Source organism: Pseudomonas sp. 8209 (assembly GCF_028682105.1).
Lineage (GTDB): Bacteria > Pseudomonadota > Gammaproteobacteria > Pseudomonadales > Pseudomonadaceae > Aquipseudomonas > Aquipseudomonas palmensis.
In genome coordinates, this window is sequence record NZ_JANIAH010000005.1 from 52,464 (window position 1) to 70,562 (window position 18,099).

Genomic DNA, 18,099 nt, shown 5'->3' on the forward strand with positions numbered 1-18,099 from the left:
CCTCTTCGAATTTCAGGATGGAGGAGCACCCTTGCCTCTACGCAGCACATTCACGCGTTTCTTCCAGCTCGAATCAGCCAGCGGCCTGCTGCTGATTGCCGCGGCTGCCCTTGCGCTGATCATCAACAACTCCCCCCTCTCCTACCTCTACAACGGCCTGCTCGACGTGCCCGTGGTGGCCCAGGTGGGCGCGCTGCAAATCGCCAAGCCCCTGCTGCTGTGGATCAACGACGGCCTGATGGCACTGTTCTTTCTGCTCATCGGCCTGGAGGTCAAGCGCGAGATCATCGACGGCCACCTGTCCAGGCCCTCGCAGATCGTGCTGCCCGGCGCAGCCGCCATCGGCGGCATGGTGGTACCGGCACTGATCTACTACTTCCTCAACAAGGACAACCCCGCCGCCGTGGCCGGCTGGGCGATCCCCACCGCCACCGACATCGCCTTCGCCCTCGGCGTGCTGGCCCTGCTCGGCAAGCGTGTACCGGTGTCGCTCAAGCTGTTCCTGATGACCCTGGCGATCATCGACGACCTGGGCGCGATCATCGTCATCGCCCTATTCTACTCCGGCGCCCTGTCCAGCCTGTCGCTGATGCTGGCCGCCGCCTGCCTGGTAGCGCTGGTGGCGATGAACCGGATGGGTGTGGTGAAGCTGGGGCCGTACATGGTGATCGGGTTGATCCTGTGGGTGTGCGTACTCAAGAGCGGCGTGCATGCCACGCTGGCCGGTGTCACCCTGGCGCTGACCATCCCGCTGCGCACTCGCAACGCCGAGCCGTCGCCCCTGCTGGCGCTGGAGCACGCCCTTCACCCCTGGGTGGCGTTCGGTATCCTGCCTCTGTTCGCCTTCGCCAATGCCGGCGTGTCGCTGGCCGGCGTCACCGCCGAGAGCTTTACCCACCATGTGCCGATGGGCATCGCGGTCGGCCTGCTGCTGGGCAAGACCGTCGGGGTGTTCGGCCTGACCTGGCTGGCGATCAAGCTGGGCCTGGCCGCCCTGCCCAGTGGCGCCAACTGGGGCCAGGTGCTGGGTGTGGCGATCCTGTGCGGCATCGGCTTCACCATGAGCCTGTTCGTCGGCTCGCTGGCCTTCGTGCCGGGCAGCAGCGAGTACGCCGGCATGGACCGCATGGGCATTCTCACCGGTTCCATCCTGGCAGCGGTGATCGGCTACGCGGTAACCGCCATGGCCAGCCGCAAGGCCGTCGGCAGTTGATGCCGAACCGGCAATGAAAAACCCCGACCGGCGGTGCCGAGTCGGGGTTTTGTTTGCACGCCCTCATAGCCAGAGGGCTGCAGGACAAGGTTCAGTGAGAAACCCGGCTGGTGCCATCCACGGTCATGATGCGAACGCGCTCGCCCACCCGGAAGATTTCGTTCTGCTGAACCTGCTGGACATAGGCGCGCATGCTGCCATCGTCTTCACGCACGGTGATTTCCACACCCTGGGTGCGGGTCAGGCCTTCCTCGGCTGCAGAACCTGCCAGGCCGCCGGCTACCGCACCGATGACTGCCGCGACGATACTGCCACGACCGCCGCCTACCGCGCTGCCGGCCACGCCACCCACGATGGCACCGGCGCCGCCGCCGATCGGGGTCTTGGTGCCTTCGATCTTGACCGGACGCAGCGATTCGATGGTACCCATGCGCACTTGCTGCACGCGACGGGCTTCATCGCGGGAATAGGAATCGCCGGTCAGGTTGGAGGTACAGCCGCCAAGCAGCAGCGACATCGTGGTGAACGACGCCACCAACAAAACTGATTTACGCATAGGATCATCTCCAGAAGACAGGTAGTCATTAGACTCCGCGCGTTGACCACTGTCACGACACACGGTGTATAAAATTGCTTCCATTCAGCGTCGGTACAGGCACTTGATCCCCGCCATGACCCCAACACTCAACAGGCAAGGATAGACATGGATTACTTCATCATCGCCGTAACCACCCTGGCGGGTCTGTATTTTCACGGGTGGCTGTATGTACGCATCAAGCGCTGGATGGACCGCGACCTGGCCCTGTCGCTGGCCGGGGACGACGAGCACAAACGCGTCTTCATGCTACAACGTCTGGACAGCGCCAGGGCGCAAAAGGTCAAACGCAAGGAATTGGCGGCCTGGCTGGAACGCGCGGCCGCCGAATACCGCGCCGGTTAAGGGGCCAGGCGCTCGCGCAGCCACAGACCCTGTTTGAGCCGGTAGTTGAGACGATCATGCAGGCGGCTCGGGCGGCCCTGCCAGAACTCGATGCGTTCCGGCAGCAGGCGGTAGCCACCCCAGTGCTCGGGGCAGTGCGGCTGGGTATCGCTGAAGCGCTGCTCGGTGGCCTTGACCAGATCCTGCAGCTCTTCACGGTTGGCGATCACCCGGCTCTGCGGCGATGCCCAGGCGCCCAGGCGGCTACCCAGCGGGCGTACCTGGTAATACGCATCGGATTCCTGCGCCGTGACCTTCACCACCTTGCCTTCGATGCGCACCTGGCGTTCCAGGGTGGGCCAGAAGAAGGTCATGGCGGCGAACGGGTTGGCGCGCAGGTGATGGCCCTTGGCACTTTCGTAGTTGGTGAAGAAGGTGAAGCCCTGCTCATCCAGCCCCTTGAGCAGCAGGATACGGCAATGCGGACGCCCCTCGCCGTCCACCGTTGCCAACGTCATGGCGTTGGCTTCGACGGGCGGCTGCTCGGTCTTGACGGCATCCTCGAACCATTGGTGAAACAACGCGAACGGCTCTGCCGGCGCCTGGGTTTCGGTCAGGCCGTCGCGAGTGTAGTCGCGGCGCATATCGGCCAGGGTCTGGGTCATGCTGCGTTTCCTTGACGATCAGTTGGTCTTCGCAGGGCTGGTGCTGCTGGCAACGACTTTCTTCGCGGCCGGGGCGGCTTTCTTGGCGGCCGGCTTGGCAGCGGCTGCAGCCGGCTTCTTCTTGGCCACCGGCTTGGCGGCCGGGGCTTTTTTCGCAGTGGCTTTCGCCGCTGGTTTGGTGGCGGGCTTGGCAGCGGCCTTGACCGGTGCCTTGACGTCCTGCACGGCAACCAGTTCGGCCGGGCTAGGGGTCGGCTGCTGGTACTTGGCCACCAGCGCCAGCATGGTGTTCTGTGGCGTCAACAGCAGCTCGACGCGGCGGTTCAGGGCTCGGCCCTGCACACTGTCGTTGGCGGCGCGCGGCGCCACCGACCCCATGCCACGCAGCATCAGGCGATCACGCTGCAGGCCGCTGAGGCGAAAAATCGCCGATACCGACTGGGCGCGCTCCTGGCTCAGCTTCTGGTTGGCAGCAGCTGCGCCGCTGCTGTCGGCATGGCCGAGTACCAGCACGGCGGTCTTGGAGTCGGTCTCGATCACCTTGGCCACGCGCGTGATCGGGCCGAGGGTGGCCGGCAACAGCATGGCGGGGCGGTCAGGGTTGTACGAAGAGTCGACCGGTACGGTCACCACCAGCACGTCTTCGCGGCGCTCGAGCTCGAACTTGCTGTCCTTGATCGCTTCGCGCAGCTTGGGCTCGTAGTCGTCGAGCCAGGCCTGGGTGGCCTTGACGTCGATCTTGGGTACCGCCTGGGCCTGGCTCTGGGCCTTGTCGCTGTTTCCGAACGGCCACCACCAGCGGCTGCTGCTTTCGGACTTGGCATCAGCCTGGGCAACCTTCTCGGTGACCACATCCTTCACGTCCTTTTCGGCCACCTTGTCGGAGCCGAAGGGCCACCAGCCATGGCCGCCATCGGCCGAGCCGTTCTGAGGGTGCTGTGCGCAACCGGTCACGGCCAGGCACAGGGCGAGAGCTAAGGTTTTATGTGAAGACATCAGCGATACACCATGAAAATGAAAGAAATTTGACCCGACAGCGCAGGCTGTTGGAATCCAGAATAGACAATGGGTTCCGGTTGCAGGGACTTACCCGATCAAAGGCAGCCGGCCAGCACCCGAACCAGTTTCTGTGCCCGCGGGTCCATCAGGACATACGGGCCCAGGGTATTGGTGACAAAGCCAAAGGCCACGTCGTGTTCCGGATCGGCAAAACCGACCGAGCCGCCGGCCCCCGGGTGTCCGAAAGCCTTGGCGCCCAGCCCGAACGTGGCGTTGGGCACCTGTGGCTGATCAAGCATGCAGCCCAGGCCGAAGCGGGTCTGGGTCAGCAGGGTCATGTCCTGGCCCAGGCTGTGTTCGCGGGTCAGTTCGTCGAGCAGTTCCGATTCCAGCAGGCTGCCGTCCAGCAGCCCGGCATAGAACCCGGCCAGGCTGCGTGCGTTGCCGTGGCCGTTGGCCGCCGGTTGTTGCATGCGTCGCCACTCAGGCTTGTTGGTACTGGTCAGGATGGCTGGCGGGTTGGTGAAGGCGCGGGTGGACAACGCCTCGGGCTCACGCATCGTCACCTGCAGCAGCCGCTTGGCTGCCTCGTCACCCGGGTTGCCTTTGCCCCGGGCGATGTGCGCGACACGGTAGAACTCTTCATCGTCCAGTCCCACATGGAAATCCAGCCCCAGGGGCCTGGCGGTGCGCGCCACGATCGACTCGCCCGGGCCGCGGCCGTCGGCGCGGCGAATCAGCTCGCCCAGCAGCCAACCGTAGGTGATCGCGGCGTAGCCGTGGGCGGTGCCGGGGGTCCACCAGGGGGCTTCGGCCGCCAGGGTGTCGACCATGGTCTGCCAGTCGTACAGGGCTTCGGCGGGCAGCAACTGGCGGATCGCCGGCAGGCCGGCCTGGTGGCACAGCAGTTGGCGCAGGGTTACCGAGCTCTTGCCGGCCTGGGCAAATTCTGGCCAGTAGCGAGCGACCGGTGCATCCAGCGCCAGCTTGCCTTCGGCCACCAGTTGCAGGGCGGTGACGGCGGTGAAGGTTTTTGTGCAGGAGAACAGGTTGGCGATGGTATCGCTGTGCCAGGCTTGCTGGCCGTCCTTGTCGGCGGTGCCGGCCCACAGGTCGAGGACCGTTTCGCCACCGACCTGGATGCACAGTGCGGCGCCGCGTTCCTGGGGATCATCGAAAAGTGCTGCGAAGGCTTCGCGTACCGCCTCGAACTGGAGTTCGTAATGACCTTGAATCTGCACCCGTAATTACCCCGCCGTACTGCGCCACAAAATGGCTGGCATTGTTCCAGCACTGGAGGTTTTTGGGAACACCGCAAAGCCAGGCGGTCCCCTTGCGCTCTCAGGCGCCTACCGTGCCGGCATCACCAGCGGCTTGTTCAGTTGCTCCACCACCCCAAGATTGCTCTTGCGCACACTCTCCACAAACCCCTGAAACGGCACGTCGGTAATCCCCACCAAGCCGAAATGCCCATTCTCGCCATCGAGCAAACGCCCGCTGGCCGGCTGATCCAGGTACTGGAACCAGTGCACTCCCACAATCGAAGGCTCCTTCAAGGCCGCCTTGACGAAGTTCGCATAGGCCGGCCCACGGTCCTCCTCACGCGCCACTTCCATCGGCCCCGGCCCGAACGGCCCACGATCACGCGAGCCAAACTGGAACTCCGACACCAGCACCGGCTTGTCCAGCGCATTGAGCTGGGCAAAGTCGTAGCCATCCTGCGGCGTGGGTGCATACACATTGAAGCTCACCACATCACAGTACTTGGCACACGCCGCCACCGCTTCAGGCGTACTGACCGCAAACCGCCCACCCAGCAGCAGGTGATTGGGCGCATGCCATTTCAGCGAGTCGGAGATGGTCTTGAAGTAGGTCTCGGCAAACACCCGCTGGAAATACTTGAAGTCGGCCTCGATTTCCGGGTGCGCGGGGTCGGGCAGCGGCGGCTCGAAACCCGGGTCCTCCATCAGTTCCCACGCCGTCAGTTCGATGCCCCACGCCTTGGACAGGCCTTCCTGGTTGCGGTACTTGTCGCGCAGCTGCTTGAGAAAGGCACGCTTGGCCGGCGAGTCGGTGGTCAGGCGCAAGGTGCCATAGGCCAGCGCATAACGCTGCTTCGGTTCATTACCCGGCACCGCCCAGGCCAGCTCGTTGTCGGCAAAATAGCCAATCAGCCACGGATCGTCGCGATGGTCGCGCGCGGCAATCGCCACAGCACGTTCGGTGGCCATGGCAAAGCGCGGGTCGAACGGGTCGGGCATCGCACCCCACCAGTCCACCCCCGTGCTGATGCTGGTGTAGTCGCCGCCGATGGACAACGGCAGGGTGTAGGCCAGGCGTTCGCTCTGCAGGCCGTTGTCGCTCCAGTTGCCCAGAGTGTTGAAACCCCAGGCCTGCAGGCGATCCAGGCTCTGGCCCTGCCAGCGCGCCTGGTCGAACGTCGGCGTGGCGTGACCACGGCCCAGGTTGGCGGCGTAGAAGTCGAACCAGCGCCCCTTGCCGAAACCGCGCCCCTGGGAAGAACCGTTGCCGTCCAGGTTGTCGCCCTGGCCGTAGTACTGCGCCAGCGGGGTCTGCGCCTCGGGCAAGGCGGTGAACATCGACTCGCGCCCTTCCACGTAGGTGCGCCCGCCATCGGCCGCCACGGCATTGACCCCCAGCGAGTAGAACGGATGCCCCAGCGGCGTGACCAGAAACCAGCGACCCTCACGCTTTTCGGTGCGAAAGAACCCCTTGGCCTCGAATGCCTCAGCGCCAAGCAGGCCGCCGAACGTGTCCAGCTTGAGCTTGCTGCGCTCGTCCAGCCAGCCCTTGAGCTGCTGCTGCTCGCGCTGGGCAGCCGCCTTGAGCTGGTCGTCACTGCTGATCTTTTCGGGCCAGCGACCACGGGTGGACTGCCCATAACCGTCGATGAGGCCGGCATAGGCGGCCTTTTGCAGCACGTCGTCGTCCTGCACGCCAAAGCGCTCGATCAGCAGACTCTGCGCCACCTTGGGCCTGGGCATCGACAGCGTGACCGATACCACCTGCTTGAGGTCGGCCTTGCCCTCGCTGCTGGTCAGCAGCACCCGCTGGCCCTGATGACGGAACGGCATCGGCGGGCCGACGCGCATGCCCTGGGTGAGCGGCGAGCTGGCGGTCAGCGGTACCATCACGGTCTGTGCCGGGCCGGCCGGCAGGTCGATGCGGCTGGTGAGGGTACTGCCGTCGCTGCTGAGCACCGTCACGTCGACGCTCAGCGCCCAGTCCATGGCGCTCTGCATGCGCAAGGTCAGCGCGGTAGCGCCCGTCCAGTCCCACACCCCGGTCTGCGGGCTAAGGCGCAGGCTCGGGCGCTCCACGGGGTTGAACACCACGCGCCGCAGTACCTCGCCCTCGGCTGTCTGCTCCGCGTTGTACTGCGGCAGGCTGGCATCTTCGGTCACCACATTGACCACCGCGGCCGGGCGAACGAAGTTGAACAGCGTCTGTTGCCCGGCCAGCAGCGGCGAGCTGAACAACAGTGCAATCACGGCAGGCAGGGTACGGCGCAACATAGGGCTGGAGTTCTCCTTGATGGCCCTTGCGGGCCTTGATCTGTGCAATAGACAACGGGGCACTGCAAAGCGCTGTGCCGCTCAGGAAATTTCCCGGCGAAACGGCGGCAGCGCATTGAGGATAGCCTTGCCGTAGCGCTGGGTGACCACGCGCCGGTCAAGCAGGGTGATGGTGCCGCGGTCCTGTTCGGTACGCAGCAGGCGCCCGCAGGCCTGGATCAGGCGCAGCGAGGCATCCGGCACGGCGATCTCCATGAACGGGTTGCCGCCACGGGCCTCGATCCACTCGGCCAGGGCCGCCTCGACCGGGTCGTCCGGCACCGCGAAGGGAATCTTGGCGATGACCACGTGCTCGCAATACGCACCCGGCAGGTCGACCCCTTCGGCAAAGCTGGCCAGGCCGAACAGCACGCTGGAGTCACCGCCGTCGACGCGCGCCTTGTGCTTGTTGAGGGTTTCCTGCTTGGACAGGTTGCCCTGGATGAACACCTGCTTGCGCCAGTCGCGGTCCAGGCCGTCGAACACGTCCTGCATCTGCTTGCGCGACGAGAACAGCACCAGCGAGCCACGCGAGCCTTCCACCAGCTCGGGCAGGTCGCGGATGATCGCGGCGGTATGCGCCGGAGCATCGCGCGGGTCGGCGCGCAGGTCCGGCACGCGCAGCACGCCCGCATCCACGTGGTGGAACGGGCTGGGCACCACCGCCGTGACGGCCAGCTTGGGCAGCCCGGCGCGCATGCGAAAGCGATCGAACTTGCCCAGCGCGGTCAGGGTGGCCGAGGTCACCAGGGCGCCATGGGCGACGTTCCACAGGTTGCGGCGCAGCATCTCGGCCGCCAGGATCGGGCTGGCGTTGACCTCGATATCGAACAGCGCACCGCTTTCGGCCAGGGTCAGCCAGCGCGCCATCGGCGGGCTGTCTTCCGGGTCTTCGGCGGTAAAGGCGGTCCACAGCTCCCAGTTGCCCTGGGCACGGGTCTGCAGGCTGCCGAACAACGGGTACCACTCCTCGGCCTGGTGGCTGGGGATGCCGATGCTGACTTCGGCGTCCATACCTTCCTTGAGCAGGTCGGTGAGTCGGGTGAACAGGTCGGTCAGGCGCGAAAAGCCCTTTTTCAGTTCGATGCCCATCTCGCGCATGTGCTCGGGCACCACGCCGCCGACGAAGCGATAGCGCGGGCGTTCGCGACCTTCCATGTCTTCGCCCGGGCGAAACTCCGCCACCTGCTCGCAGGCGCTGAACATGAACTGCTGCTGGGCCTTGATCTCGCGGGCCAGTTCCGGCACCTGCTCGATGTACTTGCCCAGGTCGCCCGGCAACGGGTTCTGCGCCAGCAGCTTGGCCAGGTTCTTGGCGGTCTGCTCGAGCCAGTCGGCGGTCGAGCGCAGGCGGGTGTAATGAGCGAAATGGCCGATGGCCTTGTCGGGCAGGTGATGGCCTTCGTCGAACACATAGATGGTGTCGCGCGGGTCGGGCAGCACGGCGCCGCCGCCCAGGGCCAGGTCGGCCAGCACCATGTCGTGGTTGGTGACGATCACGTCGACCTTGCCCATGCCCTCGCGGGCCTTGTAGAAGGTGCACTGCCCGAAGTTGGGGCAGTGGCGGCCGGTGCACTGGCTGTGGTCGGTGGTCAGGCGCGACCAGTCCTGGTCTTCCAGGGCCTGTGGCCAGCTGTCGCGGTCGCCGTCCCATTTGTTGCCGGCCAGCTTCTCGATCATGCTGGTGAACAGCTTCTGACTGGCCTCGTCCACCTCGATGCGAAAGCCCTCCTCCTCGAACAGCTGCGCGGTGGCGGTCTGGGCGTGGCCTTCCTGCAGCAGCAGGTCGAGCTTGGACAGGCACAGGTAGCGACCACGCCCCTTGGCCAGGGCGAAGCTGAAGTTCAGGCCACTGTTGCGCATCAGGTCCGGCAGGTCCTTGAACACGATCTGTTCCTGCAGGGCCACGGTGGCGGTGGCGATCACCAGGCGCTTGCCAGCAGCCTTGGCCGCGGGAATCGAGGCCAGGCTGTAGGCCACCGTCTTGCCGGTACCGGTGCCGGCCTCGACCGCGACCACGGCGGGCTCGCCGCTGCGGCGGCCTTCGTCGTCCACGGCGATGTCGCCCAGCACCTTGGCCACTTCGGCGATCATCAGACGCTGGCCGTAGCGGGGCTTGAGGCTCTTGGCTTCGAGAAAACGCGAATAGGCGCCCTGAATCTGGGATTTGAGTTCGTTGCTGATCATGGTGTCGGGGCGCCCGGAGGGCTGGATAAATTTTCAGTGTTTCGAATGGGTCGCTATCATACCCCGCTATTGCCCCTTGCGCCGAATGGAGTTCCCGATGACCGCCTTTGCCATCCCCTACAGCCTGCATTTGCTGGCCGCCCTGATCTGGGTGGGCGGCATGTTCTTCGCCTGGCTGATCCTGCGCCCGGCCATGGTGGCCGCGCTTGACGGCCCTTCACGGCTGACGCTGTGGGTAGAAGTGTTTCAACGTTTTTTCGTGTGGGTCTGGGTGGCGGTCGCGGTGCTGGCGATCACCGGCGTTGGCATGATGCACATGCGCTTCTCGGGGTTCGAGACTGCGCCACGTTATGTGCAGGTGATGATTGGCGCAGGGATTGCGATGTTTGCGCTGTTTCTGAGAATCCAGGCGCTGCTGCTGCCAGAGTTGCGCAAGGCGGTGAAGGCGCAGGACTGGCCCGCCGGGGCCGCAGTGCTCGGGCGCATTCGGCGCCTGGTGGGGATCAATCTGCTGCTGGGTATTGCGGTGGTGCTGGTGGCATCGAGCCGGCTGCTGGTGTGAGGTGACCGCTTCGCCAGCAAGGCGGGCTCCTGCAAAGGCCACGTTTGCCTGCAGGAGCCGACCTGGCCGGCGAAGAAGCCCTGAAGATCAGAGGCGCTGAAGAATCAGCTCCCCGTCAGCCCCGGCTGCCCCCGGTTGCCCGGGCTGCCCGGGTCTTCCCGTCGCCCCTGCATCGGTACGGTACACCAGGCACCCCTTGCTGGCCCCGCCTGCGCCCGGCTTGCCCGGCGCACCTGCCAGCCCTGGCGCACCGCCGTCGAGCCTGACCTTGATCTGCTCGGCCGGGAAACTGGCCGGCAGTGCCAGGCGCACCCGGCCTCCGGGCGCCCCGTCATGGCCATCGCCACCGTTGTCGCCATTGGCGCCACGGCTGGCCTGGCCCCAGGTGCAACCACCCGCCTTGCCGTTACCACCATCGAGCCCCACATACCCCGGTGCCCCCGCGCCGCCACGGGCGTCGATGGCCAGTTCTGAAGCCTCCAGCGCCTGAATGCGCAAGCTCAGGTCACGTCCGGGCCTGGCGACCCGCTCATAGGTACCCGGCGCACCGTGGGCAGCAATCTCACTGCCCTGGCCCAACTGCGCCTGGGCCACTTCCATGCTCAGCGCATGCTCGGCCGGCACGATGGCAATGCGCGCCTGGTTGCCCAGGTACAGCTCATCCACCTTCAATTCCACCAGGCTCGCCGGCAGCACCAGGGTGGCCGAATCCGCCACCTCCAGGCGCTGCAGGTGCACCACGCTGGCCTTGTTCGGCAGGCGCAGCACCGAGTGCGCCGCCACGCTGATTGCATCGGCCAGGGCCAACGGGCTGAACAGTGCTGCCAACAACACGACCTTACGCATGACCAGCCTCCTGGCGCGGGGCCGGTATCGATTGGATATGAAAGATGCCGACCAGCAGAATCTGCAAACGGTCGAACCAGCGATGGCTGCGCTCACGCAACCGTCCGTTGAACATCAGCACCTCGAGCACGTGCAGCACCAGCAGCATGGCCCCCGCGAGGTTGATCAGCTGGTGGAACGGCTTGTCTGCCGGCATCAGCAGATTCACCAGTACCACCCACCAGAACACTACCGTCAGGGCCTTGCCCAGCCCCCACAACGCCTTCATACCCGCGCCCCTTGTTGTTGCGTTTTCTTGTTTGGCGGCCCGCTTACGCGACACAGGCACTGCACGCCACATTACCGGCTGGCACCCTCCGGATGCCAGCCCCGCTGTCGATCAATTGAGGTGCAATTCGACCCGGCGATTCTGCGCGCGGCCCGCATCGGTTTCGTTGTCGGCAATCGGCTCGCGCTCGCCACGCCCCTGGCTGGTGATTTTCTGCGGTGCCAGGCCCTGGCTGATCAGGTACTCGGCCACGCTGCTGGCGCGCCGCTCGGACAACGCCTGGTTGTAGGCATCGCTGCCACGGCTGTCGGTGTGTCCGATCACCTTGATGCTGGCCACGCTCGGGTCATTGAGCTTGCCGGTCAGGGTACGCAACTGCTGCTGGGCGGCCGGGGTGAGTTCGGCCGAGTCGTAGGCGAACATCACGCTGCCCTGGTCGTTGAGGGTGATCACCTCGGGCTCAGGCGCCGGGGCCTTCTCGCTCGGCGGGTATTGGGGCAACGGGCAACCGTTGTGGCTCACCGGGGTGTTGGGCGGGGTATCGGGGCACCGGTCGCGGCGGTCGAACACGCCATCGCCGTCCTCGTCACCGTCCTGGGCAAAGCAGATCAGGCCACCGGCGATGGCACCCAGCGCCGCGCCGCCACCGGCCCAGGCAGAGCTTTCGATGGCGCCCAGGCCGCCACCCACGGCGCCGCCCAGCAGGCTGCATAGGGGCCAGGTTCTTTGGTTCAACGGGGCGCTGCCATCGCTGTGGGTGGCGCAACCGGACAGCAGGCTGGCGACCACGAGCACGGGCAGCGCAGCCTTGGTGATTACATTCATGGGGAATGCTCCTGTGTCACCGGCCAGTACCGGTCACACAGGAGTAAAGACGCGCCCGCGACACTTCACAAGCCGCGGGGCGCAAGGGCTTCAGCGATCGATGCGAATTTCCACGCGGCGGTTCATCGCGCGTCCGTCGGCGGTGTTGTTGTCTGCCACCGGCTGGGTTTCACCGGCGCCCTGCACCGAAACGAAACTGCTGCGCGCAATGCCGCTCTCGACCAGGTAGTCGGTCACCGAATGGGCGCGGCGCTCCGAGAGTTTCTGGTTGTAGGCATCGCTACCGCGGCTGTCGGTGTGCCCGGTGACGCTCAGGCGTGCGCTCGGGGCTTCGGCCTTGAGGCGCGTGGCGATCTTGTCCAGGCGCAGTTTGTCAGCCGTGGTGAGCCTGGCCGAGTCGAACTCGAACAGCACATCGCGGATCACGATGACCTCTTCCTTGACCACCACGACTTCCTCGACCACCGCGACCGGCTCCGGCGGGCAGCCGTTGGCATCGACCTGAACGCCACGCGGGGTGCCCGGGCACTTGTCGCGGCTGTCCGGTACCCCATCACCGTCTTCGTCGCCGTCGCCATGGGCCCAGCAGTAACCGGCCGCCAGACCGCCGCCGAGCAGCGCGCCCCAGCCGGCCCAGCTGGAGCTTTCGATGGCGCCCAGGGCGGCACCGCCAACGCCCCCGACGGCGGCACACTTCGGCCAGTCGGTTTTTTGCAAACCTGCACAACCAGTCAATACGCTGGTTAGCAGAACCAGAGGCAATGCTGTGCGAACTATGCTCATTTTGTCGCGTCTCCTAGGGGGAATCGGTGCAAAACCGATGCTCTGGGAGTAAAGACCGGTGATTCCATCTGCGCCAGCAATAAGCCATGGTGCTTTGCGCGTGCCTCTATGCCTTGCGTCCCGGGCCGGCTAGTCTTGACGCATTACCGAGGAGCTTCGATGACTGACCGTTTTTCTTCGCGCACGCCCCAGCAGGCCCTCGCCGCCCTGCTGGAGCACCATGCCCCGCAACGCCTGTTGCTGGTGGGCACGTCGTTTCCGGCACTGGAGGCCTTCGCCGCCGCGCACCCGCAGGCGCAGATCGCCGTGGCCCGCCCCGGCGCGCTGCCGGCCGAGCTTGCCGCGCAGCGCTTCGACCTGGCGGTGCTGGTGGACTGCCTGGAACACCTGAGCAACCAGCAGGGCCTGCAACTGCTCGGCGGCATTCGCAACCTCAACGCCAGCCGCGTGGCGGTGCTGGTCGACCTTGCGGCCAGCGGCTGGCGCGACACCGACTTCTACGCACTGGCGCTGCAGGACAGCGAGCGTTTTCAACGTGACGAGCAGGTATTGAACCTGTTCACCTATGATCTACGTGACTACAAACAGGTACCCGACTGGCTCAACGCCAAGTTCTGGGCCAACCCGCAAAATTTTGGAAAGTACTGGTGGTGATGCAATGAGTGTCTCGGTTTGCCCGTGCGGCAGCGGTAACCTGCTCGATGCCTGCTGCGGGCATTATCATGCCGGCCACCCGGCGCCCGATGCACAGACGCTGATGCGCTCGCGCTACAGCGCCTATGTGCTGGGGCTGGTGGATTACCTGATCAAGACCACCCTGCCGGTGCAGCAGGCCGGGCTGGATCGCGCCGGCATTGCCGCCTGGAGCGCGCAAAGCACCTGGCTGGGCCTGGAGGTCGAGAGCGCCGAGGTGTTCGGCGGCCAGCCCGATCACGCGTTCGTCACCTTCACAGCGCGCTGGCACGACAACGACGGCGAGCACAGCCACCGCGAGCGCTCGGCCTTCGTGCACAACGGCGGGCACTGGTACTTCATCGACCCCACGGTGGGCCTCAAGGCCGGGCGCAACGACGCCTGCCCATGCGCCAGCGGGCAGAAGTTCAAGAAGTGCTGCGCCAGCTACATGAGCCATTAGTCATGACCACCTGCGCCCGTCGGCTGCTCATCGGCCTGCTGCTGATGAATCTGGCGGGCTGCGCCAGCTGGTGGGGCGGCAGCTACCAGGACCCCGGCGTGCACCTGGTGCGGGTCGAGACAGTAAAGGCGCGGCTGATGCAGCAGGAGTTCATCCTGCACTTTCGCATCGACAATCCCAACGACAGCACCCTGCAGGTGCGCAACCTGCATTACGCGGTGTACCTGGCCGACCTGTTGCTGGTCGAAGGCGACCACGGCCAGTGGTTTCGGGTGGACGCGCACAGTCGGCGCACCATCCAGGTACCGGTGCGTACCAACCTGTGGCGCCAGCTCAAGCCCATCGCCAAGCTGCTCAAGCGCCCCGATCAGGCCATCCCCTATCGCCTGGAGGGTGAGCTGAGCACCGGATTATTCTTTGCCCACGACCTGCACTTGTTGCGCAAGGGTGAGATAATTCCCGCCGATCTCATTCCGGAGTAACCCTCGATGACCCAGCAACCCCACGTTCATGGCCCCGACTGCAATCACGATCATGACCATCACGCGCATGATCATGACCACGGCCATGTGCATGGCCCGCACTGCAACCATGCCCCTCAGGAACCTGCGCGCAATGCCCTGAAGGACGTTGGCCGCAACGACCCTTGCCCATGCGGCAACGGCAAGAAGTTCAAGAAGTGCCACGGGGCCTGATGCCTCTCCTGTGGGAGCGGGCCTGACCCGCTCCCACACACGTTGCGCCTCGACATCAAGCACAGTTCCAGCAGACGACCATCAAACGGAGCGTGACCATGATCGACCTGTATTACTGGACCACCCCCAACGGCCACAAGATCACCCTGTTTCTCGAAGAGACCGGCCTGCCCTACACCCTTCACCCGATCAACATCGGCAAGGGCGAGCAATTTGCCGAAGACTTTCTGAAAATCGCCCCCAACAACCGCATCCCGGCCATCGTCGACCACGACACCGCCGACGGCCAGCCGCTGTCGCTGTTCGAGTCCGGGGCCATCCTGCTCTACCTCGCCGAAAAAACCGGGCAGTTCATTCCCAAGGACCTGCGCGGCCGCCAGGAGGCCCTGCAATGGCTGTTCTGGCAAATGGGCGGCCTGGGCCCGATGGCCGGGCAGAACCACCACTTCAACCGCTTCGCCCCCGAGAAGATCCCCTACGCCATCAAGCGCTACGTGGACGAAACCGCGCGCCTGTACGGGGTACTGAACAAGCGCCTGGCCGACCGACCATTCGTCGCCGGCAACGACTACAGCATCGCCGACATGGCGATCTACCCGTGGATCGTTTCGCACACCTGGCAGCAGCAGAACCTGGACGACTTCCCGGCCCTCAAAGGCTGGTTCCAGCGCATCCAGGCACGCCCCGCCACACAGCGCGCCTACGCCCTGGTCGAGCAGATCAACCCGCCGCCAGCCTGAACCACGACAAGGCCGCGCGGTACTTTGAAAATAAAGCCCGCGCCCCCGCTTGCATGGCGTGATCGTGCTCACTAACGTAGCGCCTTTTAGCGCCATCCCCTGCAGGAGCCTTGCCCATGGCCTCGCCAGCCCTTTCCCCCGTTCTACCCCGGTTCGGCGTCGCCGCGACCCTGCTCGGGCTGCTCAGCCTGGGCGGTTGCCAACTGGGCAACCATCAGGACAGCGTCCTCCCCACCAGCGGCGTGCAACCGCTCAAGGGGCTGGCACAGAACGTCTCGGTGCGGCGCAACGCCCTGGGCATGCCGCTGATCGAGAGCAGCAGCTTCCACGATGCGCTGTTCACCCTGGGCTATGTGCACGCCGGCGATCGCATCGGGCAGATGGTCGGCATGCGTCTGCTGGCCCAGGGGCGCCTGGCCGAGATGGCTGGCCCGGATGCGCTGGAGGTCGACCGCTTCATGCGCGCGGTCAACCTGAAAAAGAACGCCAGCGACCTCTACGCCGACGCCTCGCCGCGCCTCAAGCGCTTCTTCGAGGTGTACGCACGCGGGGTCAACGCCTACCTGTTCCGCTACCGCGACCGCCTGCCGGCCCCGCTGGCCCAGAGCGGCTACCGCCCCGAGTACTGGAAGCCTGAAGATTCGGCGCTGATCTTCAGCCTGTACAGCTTCAGCCAGTCGGTGAACCTGCAGGAAGAAATCGCCGCACTGACCCTGGCGCAGAAAGTCGGTGCCGACACACTGCCGTGGCTGCTGCCCAGCTACCCGGACGAACCGCTGGCCATGGCCGAAGCCGACAAGCTCAAGGGTTTGAACCCGGGCAGCCAGCTGCCGGGCCTGGCCACACTGAACAAGGTCAGCGAGCAACTGGCCGCGCTCAACCTGCTGGGCACCCCGGCGTCGAGCAACTGGGCCATCGCCCCGCAGCGCAGCCGCAGCGGCCGCAGCCTGCTGGCCAGCGACAGCCAGGGCGCCTGGGCCTTGAGCCCGGTGCAGGTACGTACCACCAAATACCAGGCCGCCGGCTTCAGCCTGGCCGGCCTGCCGTTCGTGCTGTCCGGCTTCAACGGCAAGCTGGCTTGGAGCAGCAGCGCGGCAATGGGCGACAACCAGGACCTGTACCTGGAAAAACTCAAGCGCGAAGGCAACCGCGTGCTCTATGAAGTCGACGGCCGCTGGCAGCCGGTGCAGGCGCGCAACGAGACCTACTTCGTCAAGGGCCAGCGCCCGCAACGCGAAACCCTGTACGAAACCCGCCACGGCGCCCTGCTGACCGGCACCCAGGGCAGCCTCGGCCTGGCCCTGAAGATGCCCGAACTCAAGGGCGACAAGAGCCTTGATGCGTTCTTCGACCTGTCGCGGGCACAGAGCGTCGAACGTGCCTTCGACGCCAGCCGCGAAATCGGCGCCGCCGCGCTGAACCTGGTGTTCGCCGACGCCGCCAACGTGGGCTGGCAGGTTACCGGCCGCTACCCCAACCGCCGCGAAGGCCAGGGCCTGCTGCCCTCCCCAGGTGCCGACGGGCGCTATGACTGGGATGGCTACGCCGACGCCATGCTCCACCCCTACGACCAGGACCCGCCGCAAGGCTGGCTGGGCAATGCCAACCAGCGCAGCATTCCCAAGGGCTATGGCCTGCAACTGTCCAACAGCTGGTACTACCCCGAGCGTGCCGAACGCCTGGCGCAGCTGGCCGGCAACGGCAAGCACGACAGCCGCAGCCTGATCGCCATGCAGTACGACCAGACCACCCTGTTCGCCGCCAAGCTCAAAGCCATGTTCGAAGCACCCGGCATGGCCCAGCCGCTCAAGCAGGCCATCGACGCCCTGCCCGCCGAGCAGAAGGCCCGCGCCCGCGAGGCCTACACCCGGCTGATGGCGTTCGACGGGCGCCTGAGCCCGCAATCGGCGGATGCCGCGGTGTACGAGCTGTTCCTGCAGCAAAGCGCCCGGCAGATCTTCCTCGATGAACTGGGGCCTGAAACCAGCCCGAGCTGGCAGGCCTTCGTCGCCAATGCGCGGCTGTCGTACTCGGCCCAGGCCGATCACCTGCTGGGCCGCGACGACAGCCCGTTCTGGGACGACCGCAACAGCCCGGGCAAGCAGGACAAGCCGGCGATCCTGGCCCGCAGCCTGGCCGCGGCCATCAGCGCCGGCGAAGCGCAGATGGGCACCGACCGCCGGGCCTGGCAATGGGGCAAGCTGCACCAGTACCACTGGCCCGTCAGCGCACCCTATGGCCTGGGCGACACGCTCAAGCGCGGCCCGCTGGCCACCGGCGGCGACCACACCACACTCAACGCCTCGGCCTATGCCTGGGGCCAGGACTTCGATGCCCGCCTGATGCCGTCGATGCGCATGGTGGTCGACTTCGGCCTGGCCGAGCCGCTGCAGGGGGTGAGCAGCAGCGGGCAGTCGGGCAACCCGGCCAGCGCGCATTTCGCCGACGGCCTGGATGCCTGGTTCAAGGGCAGCTACGTGACCTTCCCGATGCAGCCGCAGAACTTCGAACGCGCCTACGGCAGCAAGCGCCTGACCCTGGTGCCCGGCAAGTAACCCCTTCGGCTCGCCGTCGCCCTGGCGGCGAGCCCCTTTCTCACCCCGCGCTGATCCATATCAAAGTGCCACCCTCGTCCATCGGCTATAACCGGGTTTGTCTGATGACCCTATAAAAACGATTGCGGATAC

At 65.7% G+C, this 18,099-nt stretch carries 19 protein-coding genes; 9 read left to right on the top strand and 10 right to left on the bottom strand.

The window, feature by feature from the left end:
- The first annotated feature begins 31 nt into the window (after positions 1-31).
- Positions 32-1,213 (top strand): Na+/H+ antiporter NhaA, encoded by a 1,182-nt coding sequence (gene nhaA, locus NP552_RS11860; RefSeq protein ID WP_078480555.1) that lies wholly within the window; start codon positions 32-34, stop codon positions 1,211-1,213.
- A 91-nt stretch (positions 1,214-1,304) separates the two neighbouring features.
- Here the strand turns inward: nhaA and NP552_RS11865 are convergent, their stop codons facing one another.
- Complete coding sequence (locus NP552_RS11865) at positions 1,305-1,769, bottom strand: glycine zipper 2TM domain-containing protein (protein WP_043862618.1); 465 nt, start codon at positions 1,767-1,769, stop codon at positions 1,305-1,307.
- A 147-nt stretch (positions 1,770-1,916) separates the two neighbouring features.
- On the opposite strand from NP552_RS11865, the gene NP552_RS11870 reads away from it, so the two are divergent.
- On the top strand, positions 1,917-2,153 hold the full coding sequence (locus NP552_RS11870) for a hypothetical protein (protein ID WP_043862619.1): 237 nt from the start codon (positions 1,917-1,919) through the stop codon (positions 2,151-2,153).
- On the opposite strand, the gene pdxH is transcribed toward NP552_RS11870, so the two are convergent.
- The 5 genes from pdxH to dinG all read right to left on the bottom strand — a co-directional run bounded on the left by pdxH (position 2,150) and on the right by dinG (position 9,558).
- Positions 2,150-2,797, bottom strand: a complete 648-nt coding sequence (gene pdxH / locus NP552_RS11875; protein ID WP_043862620.1) for a pyridoxamine 5'-phosphate oxidase — start codon at positions 2,795-2,797, stop codon at positions 2,150-2,152. The two genes, NP552_RS11870 and pdxH, sit on opposite strands and share 4 nt — an antisense overlap.
- Positions 2,798-2,815: 18 nt before the next feature.
- Positions 2,816-3,793, bottom strand: a complete 978-nt coding sequence (locus NP552_RS11880) for an OmpA family protein (protein WP_054914729.1) — start codon at positions 3,791-3,793, stop codon at positions 2,816-2,818.
- A gap of 98 nt (positions 3,794-3,891) precedes the next feature.
- Positions 3,892-5,037, bottom strand: a complete 1,146-nt coding sequence (locus NP552_RS11885; RefSeq protein WP_054914730.1) for a serine hydrolase domain-containing protein — start codon at positions 5,035-5,037, stop codon at positions 3,892-3,894.
- Between the two features lie 108 nt (positions 5,038-5,145).
- Positions 5,146-7,332 (bottom strand): beta-galactosidase, encoded by a 2,187-nt coding sequence (locus tag NP552_RS11890; protein ID WP_054914731.1) that lies wholly within the window; start codon positions 7,330-7,332, stop codon positions 5,146-5,148.
- Between the two features lie 81 nt (positions 7,333-7,413).
- Positions 7,414-9,558 (bottom strand): ATP-dependent DNA helicase DinG, encoded by a 2,145-nt coding sequence (dinG, locus tag NP552_RS11895; RefSeq protein WP_043862624.1) that lies wholly within the window; start codon positions 9,556-9,558, stop codon positions 7,414-7,416.
- A 97-nt stretch (positions 9,559-9,655) separates the two neighbouring features.
- On the opposite strand from dinG, the gene NP552_RS11900 reads away from it, so the two are divergent.
- Entirely contained in the window at positions 9,656-10,120 is a 465-nt protein-coding gene (locus NP552_RS11900) for a CopD family protein (RefSeq protein WP_043862625.1), read from the top strand.
- 87 nt (positions 10,121-10,207) lie between these two features.
- On the opposite strand, the gene NP552_RS11905 is transcribed toward NP552_RS11900, so the two are convergent.
- The 4 genes from NP552_RS11905 to NP552_RS11920 all read right to left on the bottom strand — a co-directional run bounded on the left by NP552_RS11905 (position 10,208) and on the right by NP552_RS11920 (position 12,842).
- Positions 10,208-10,966 (bottom strand): collagen-like protein, encoded by a 759-nt coding sequence (locus tag NP552_RS11905; RefSeq protein WP_274096755.1) that lies wholly within the window; start codon positions 10,964-10,966, stop codon positions 10,208-10,210.
- Positions 10,959-11,234: a DUF1145 domain-containing protein gene (locus tag NP552_RS11910; RefSeq protein WP_043862627.1), complete on the bottom strand. Its 276-nt coding sequence runs from the start codon at positions 11,232-11,234 to the stop codon at positions 10,959-10,961. The genes NP552_RS11905 and NP552_RS11910 overlap by 8 nt, the downstream gene beginning before the upstream one ends.
- Before the next feature lie 111 nt (positions 11,235-11,345).
- Positions 11,346-12,059: an OmpA family protein gene (locus NP552_RS11915; protein WP_054914734.1), complete on the bottom strand. Its 714-nt coding sequence runs from the start codon at positions 12,057-12,059 to the stop codon at positions 11,346-11,348.
- Positions 12,060-12,149: 90 nt separating this feature from the next.
- Positions 12,150-12,842: an OmpA family protein gene (locus NP552_RS11920; RefSeq protein ID WP_043862629.1), complete on the bottom strand. Its 693-nt coding sequence runs from the start codon at positions 12,840-12,842 to the stop codon at positions 12,150-12,152.
- A 159-nt stretch (positions 12,843-13,001) separates the two neighbouring features.
- Here NP552_RS11920 and NP552_RS11925 point away from each other — a divergent pair, with 159 nt between their 5' ends.
- The 6 genes from NP552_RS11925 (at position 13,002) to NP552_RS11950 (ending at position 17,967) form a co-directional block, all read left to right on the top strand.
- A complete protein-coding gene (locus tag NP552_RS11925) occupies positions 13,002-13,496 on the top strand; it encodes a DUF6231 family protein (RefSeq protein ID WP_043862630.1) in 495 nt (164 codons plus the stop codon).
- A 4-nt stretch (positions 13,497-13,500) separates the two neighbouring features.
- Complete coding sequence (locus NP552_RS11930) at positions 13,501-13,977, top strand: YchJ family protein (RefSeq protein WP_043862631.1); 477 nt, start codon at positions 13,501-13,503, stop codon at positions 13,975-13,977.
- A 2-nt stretch (positions 13,978-13,979) separates the two neighbouring features.
- Positions 13,980-14,459: an LEA type 2 family protein gene (locus NP552_RS11935; protein WP_043862632.1), complete on the top strand. Its 480-nt coding sequence runs from the start codon at positions 13,980-13,982 to the stop codon at positions 14,457-14,459.
- Positions 14,460-14,465: 6 nt separating this feature from the next.
- Entirely contained in the window at positions 14,466-14,672 is a 207-nt protein-coding gene (locus tag NP552_RS11940; RefSeq protein ID WP_078480560.1) for an SEC-C metal-binding domain-containing protein, read from the top strand.
- Positions 14,673-14,770: 98 nt separating this feature from the next.
- A complete protein-coding gene (locus tag NP552_RS11945; RefSeq protein ID WP_043862633.1) occupies positions 14,771-15,412 on the top strand; it encodes a glutathione binding-like protein in 642 nt (213 codons plus the stop codon).
- Positions 15,413-15,528: 116 nt separating this feature from the next.
- Entirely contained in the window at positions 15,529-17,967 is a 2,439-nt protein-coding gene (locus NP552_RS11950) for a penicillin acylase family protein (RefSeq protein WP_274096756.1), read from the top strand.
- The last annotated feature ends 132 nt before the right edge of the window (positions 17,968-18,099 follow it).

Bases quoted from the DNA above. Each gene is read 5' to 3' on its own strand.
- NP552_RS11865 (WP_043862618.1), bottom strand. From the start codon at position 1,769: ATGCGTAAATCAGTTTTGTTGGTGGCGTCGTTCACCACGATGTCGCTG.
- NP552_RS11870 (WP_043862619.1), top strand. From the start codon at position 1,917: ATGGATTACTTCATCATCGCCGTAACCACCCTGGCGGGTCTGTATTTT.
- pdxH (WP_043862620.1), bottom strand. From the start codon at position 2,797: ATGACCCAGACCCTGGCCGATATGCGCCGCGACTACACTCGCGACGGC.
- NP552_RS11880 (WP_054914729.1), bottom strand. From the start codon at position 3,793: ATGTCTTCACATAAAACCTTAGCTCTCGCCCTGTGCCTGGCCGTGACC.
- NP552_RS11890 (WP_054914731.1), bottom strand. From the start codon at position 7,332: ATGTTGCGCCGTACCCTGCCTGCCGTGATTGCACTGTTGTTCAGCTCG.
- dinG (WP_043862624.1), bottom strand. From the start codon at position 9,558: ATGATCAGCAACGAACTCAAATCCCAGATTCAGGGCGCCTATTCGCGT.
- NP552_RS11900 (WP_043862625.1), top strand. From the start codon at position 9,656: ATGACCGCCTTTGCCATCCCCTACAGCCTGCATTTGCTGGCCGCCCTG.
- NP552_RS11905 (WP_274096755.1), bottom strand. From the start codon at position 10,966: ATGCGTAAGGTCGTGTTGTTGGCAGCACTGTTCAGCCCGTTGGCCCTG.
- NP552_RS11910 (WP_043862627.1), bottom strand. From the start codon at position 11,234: ATGAAGGCGTTGTGGGGGCTGGGCAAGGCCCTGACGGTAGTGTTCTGG.
- NP552_RS11915 (WP_054914734.1), bottom strand. From the start codon at position 12,059: ATGAATGTAATCACCAAGGCTGCGCTGCCCGTGCTCGTGGTCGCCAGC.
- NP552_RS11920 (WP_043862629.1), bottom strand. From the start codon at position 12,842: ATGAGCATAGTTCGCACAGCATTGCCTCTGGTTCTGCTAACCAGCGTA.
- NP552_RS11925 (WP_043862630.1), top strand. From the start codon at position 13,002: ATGACTGACCGTTTTTCTTCGCGCACGCCCCAGCAGGCCCTCGCCGCC.
- NP552_RS11930 (WP_043862631.1), top strand. From the start codon at position 13,501: ATGAGTGTCTCGGTTTGCCCGTGCGGCAGCGGTAACCTGCTCGATGCC.
- NP552_RS11935 (WP_043862632.1), top strand. From the start codon at position 13,980: ATGACCACCTGCGCCCGTCGGCTGCTCATCGGCCTGCTGCTGATGAAT.
- NP552_RS11940 (WP_078480560.1), top strand. From the start codon at position 14,466: ATGACCCAGCAACCCCACGTTCATGGCCCCGACTGCAATCACGATCAT.
- NP552_RS11945 (WP_043862633.1), top strand. From the start codon at position 14,771: ATGATCGACCTGTATTACTGGACCACCCCCAACGGCCACAAGATCACC.
- NP552_RS11950 (WP_274096756.1), top strand. From the start codon at position 15,529: ATGGCCTCGCCAGCCCTTTCCCCCGTTCTACCCCGGTTCGGCGTCGCC.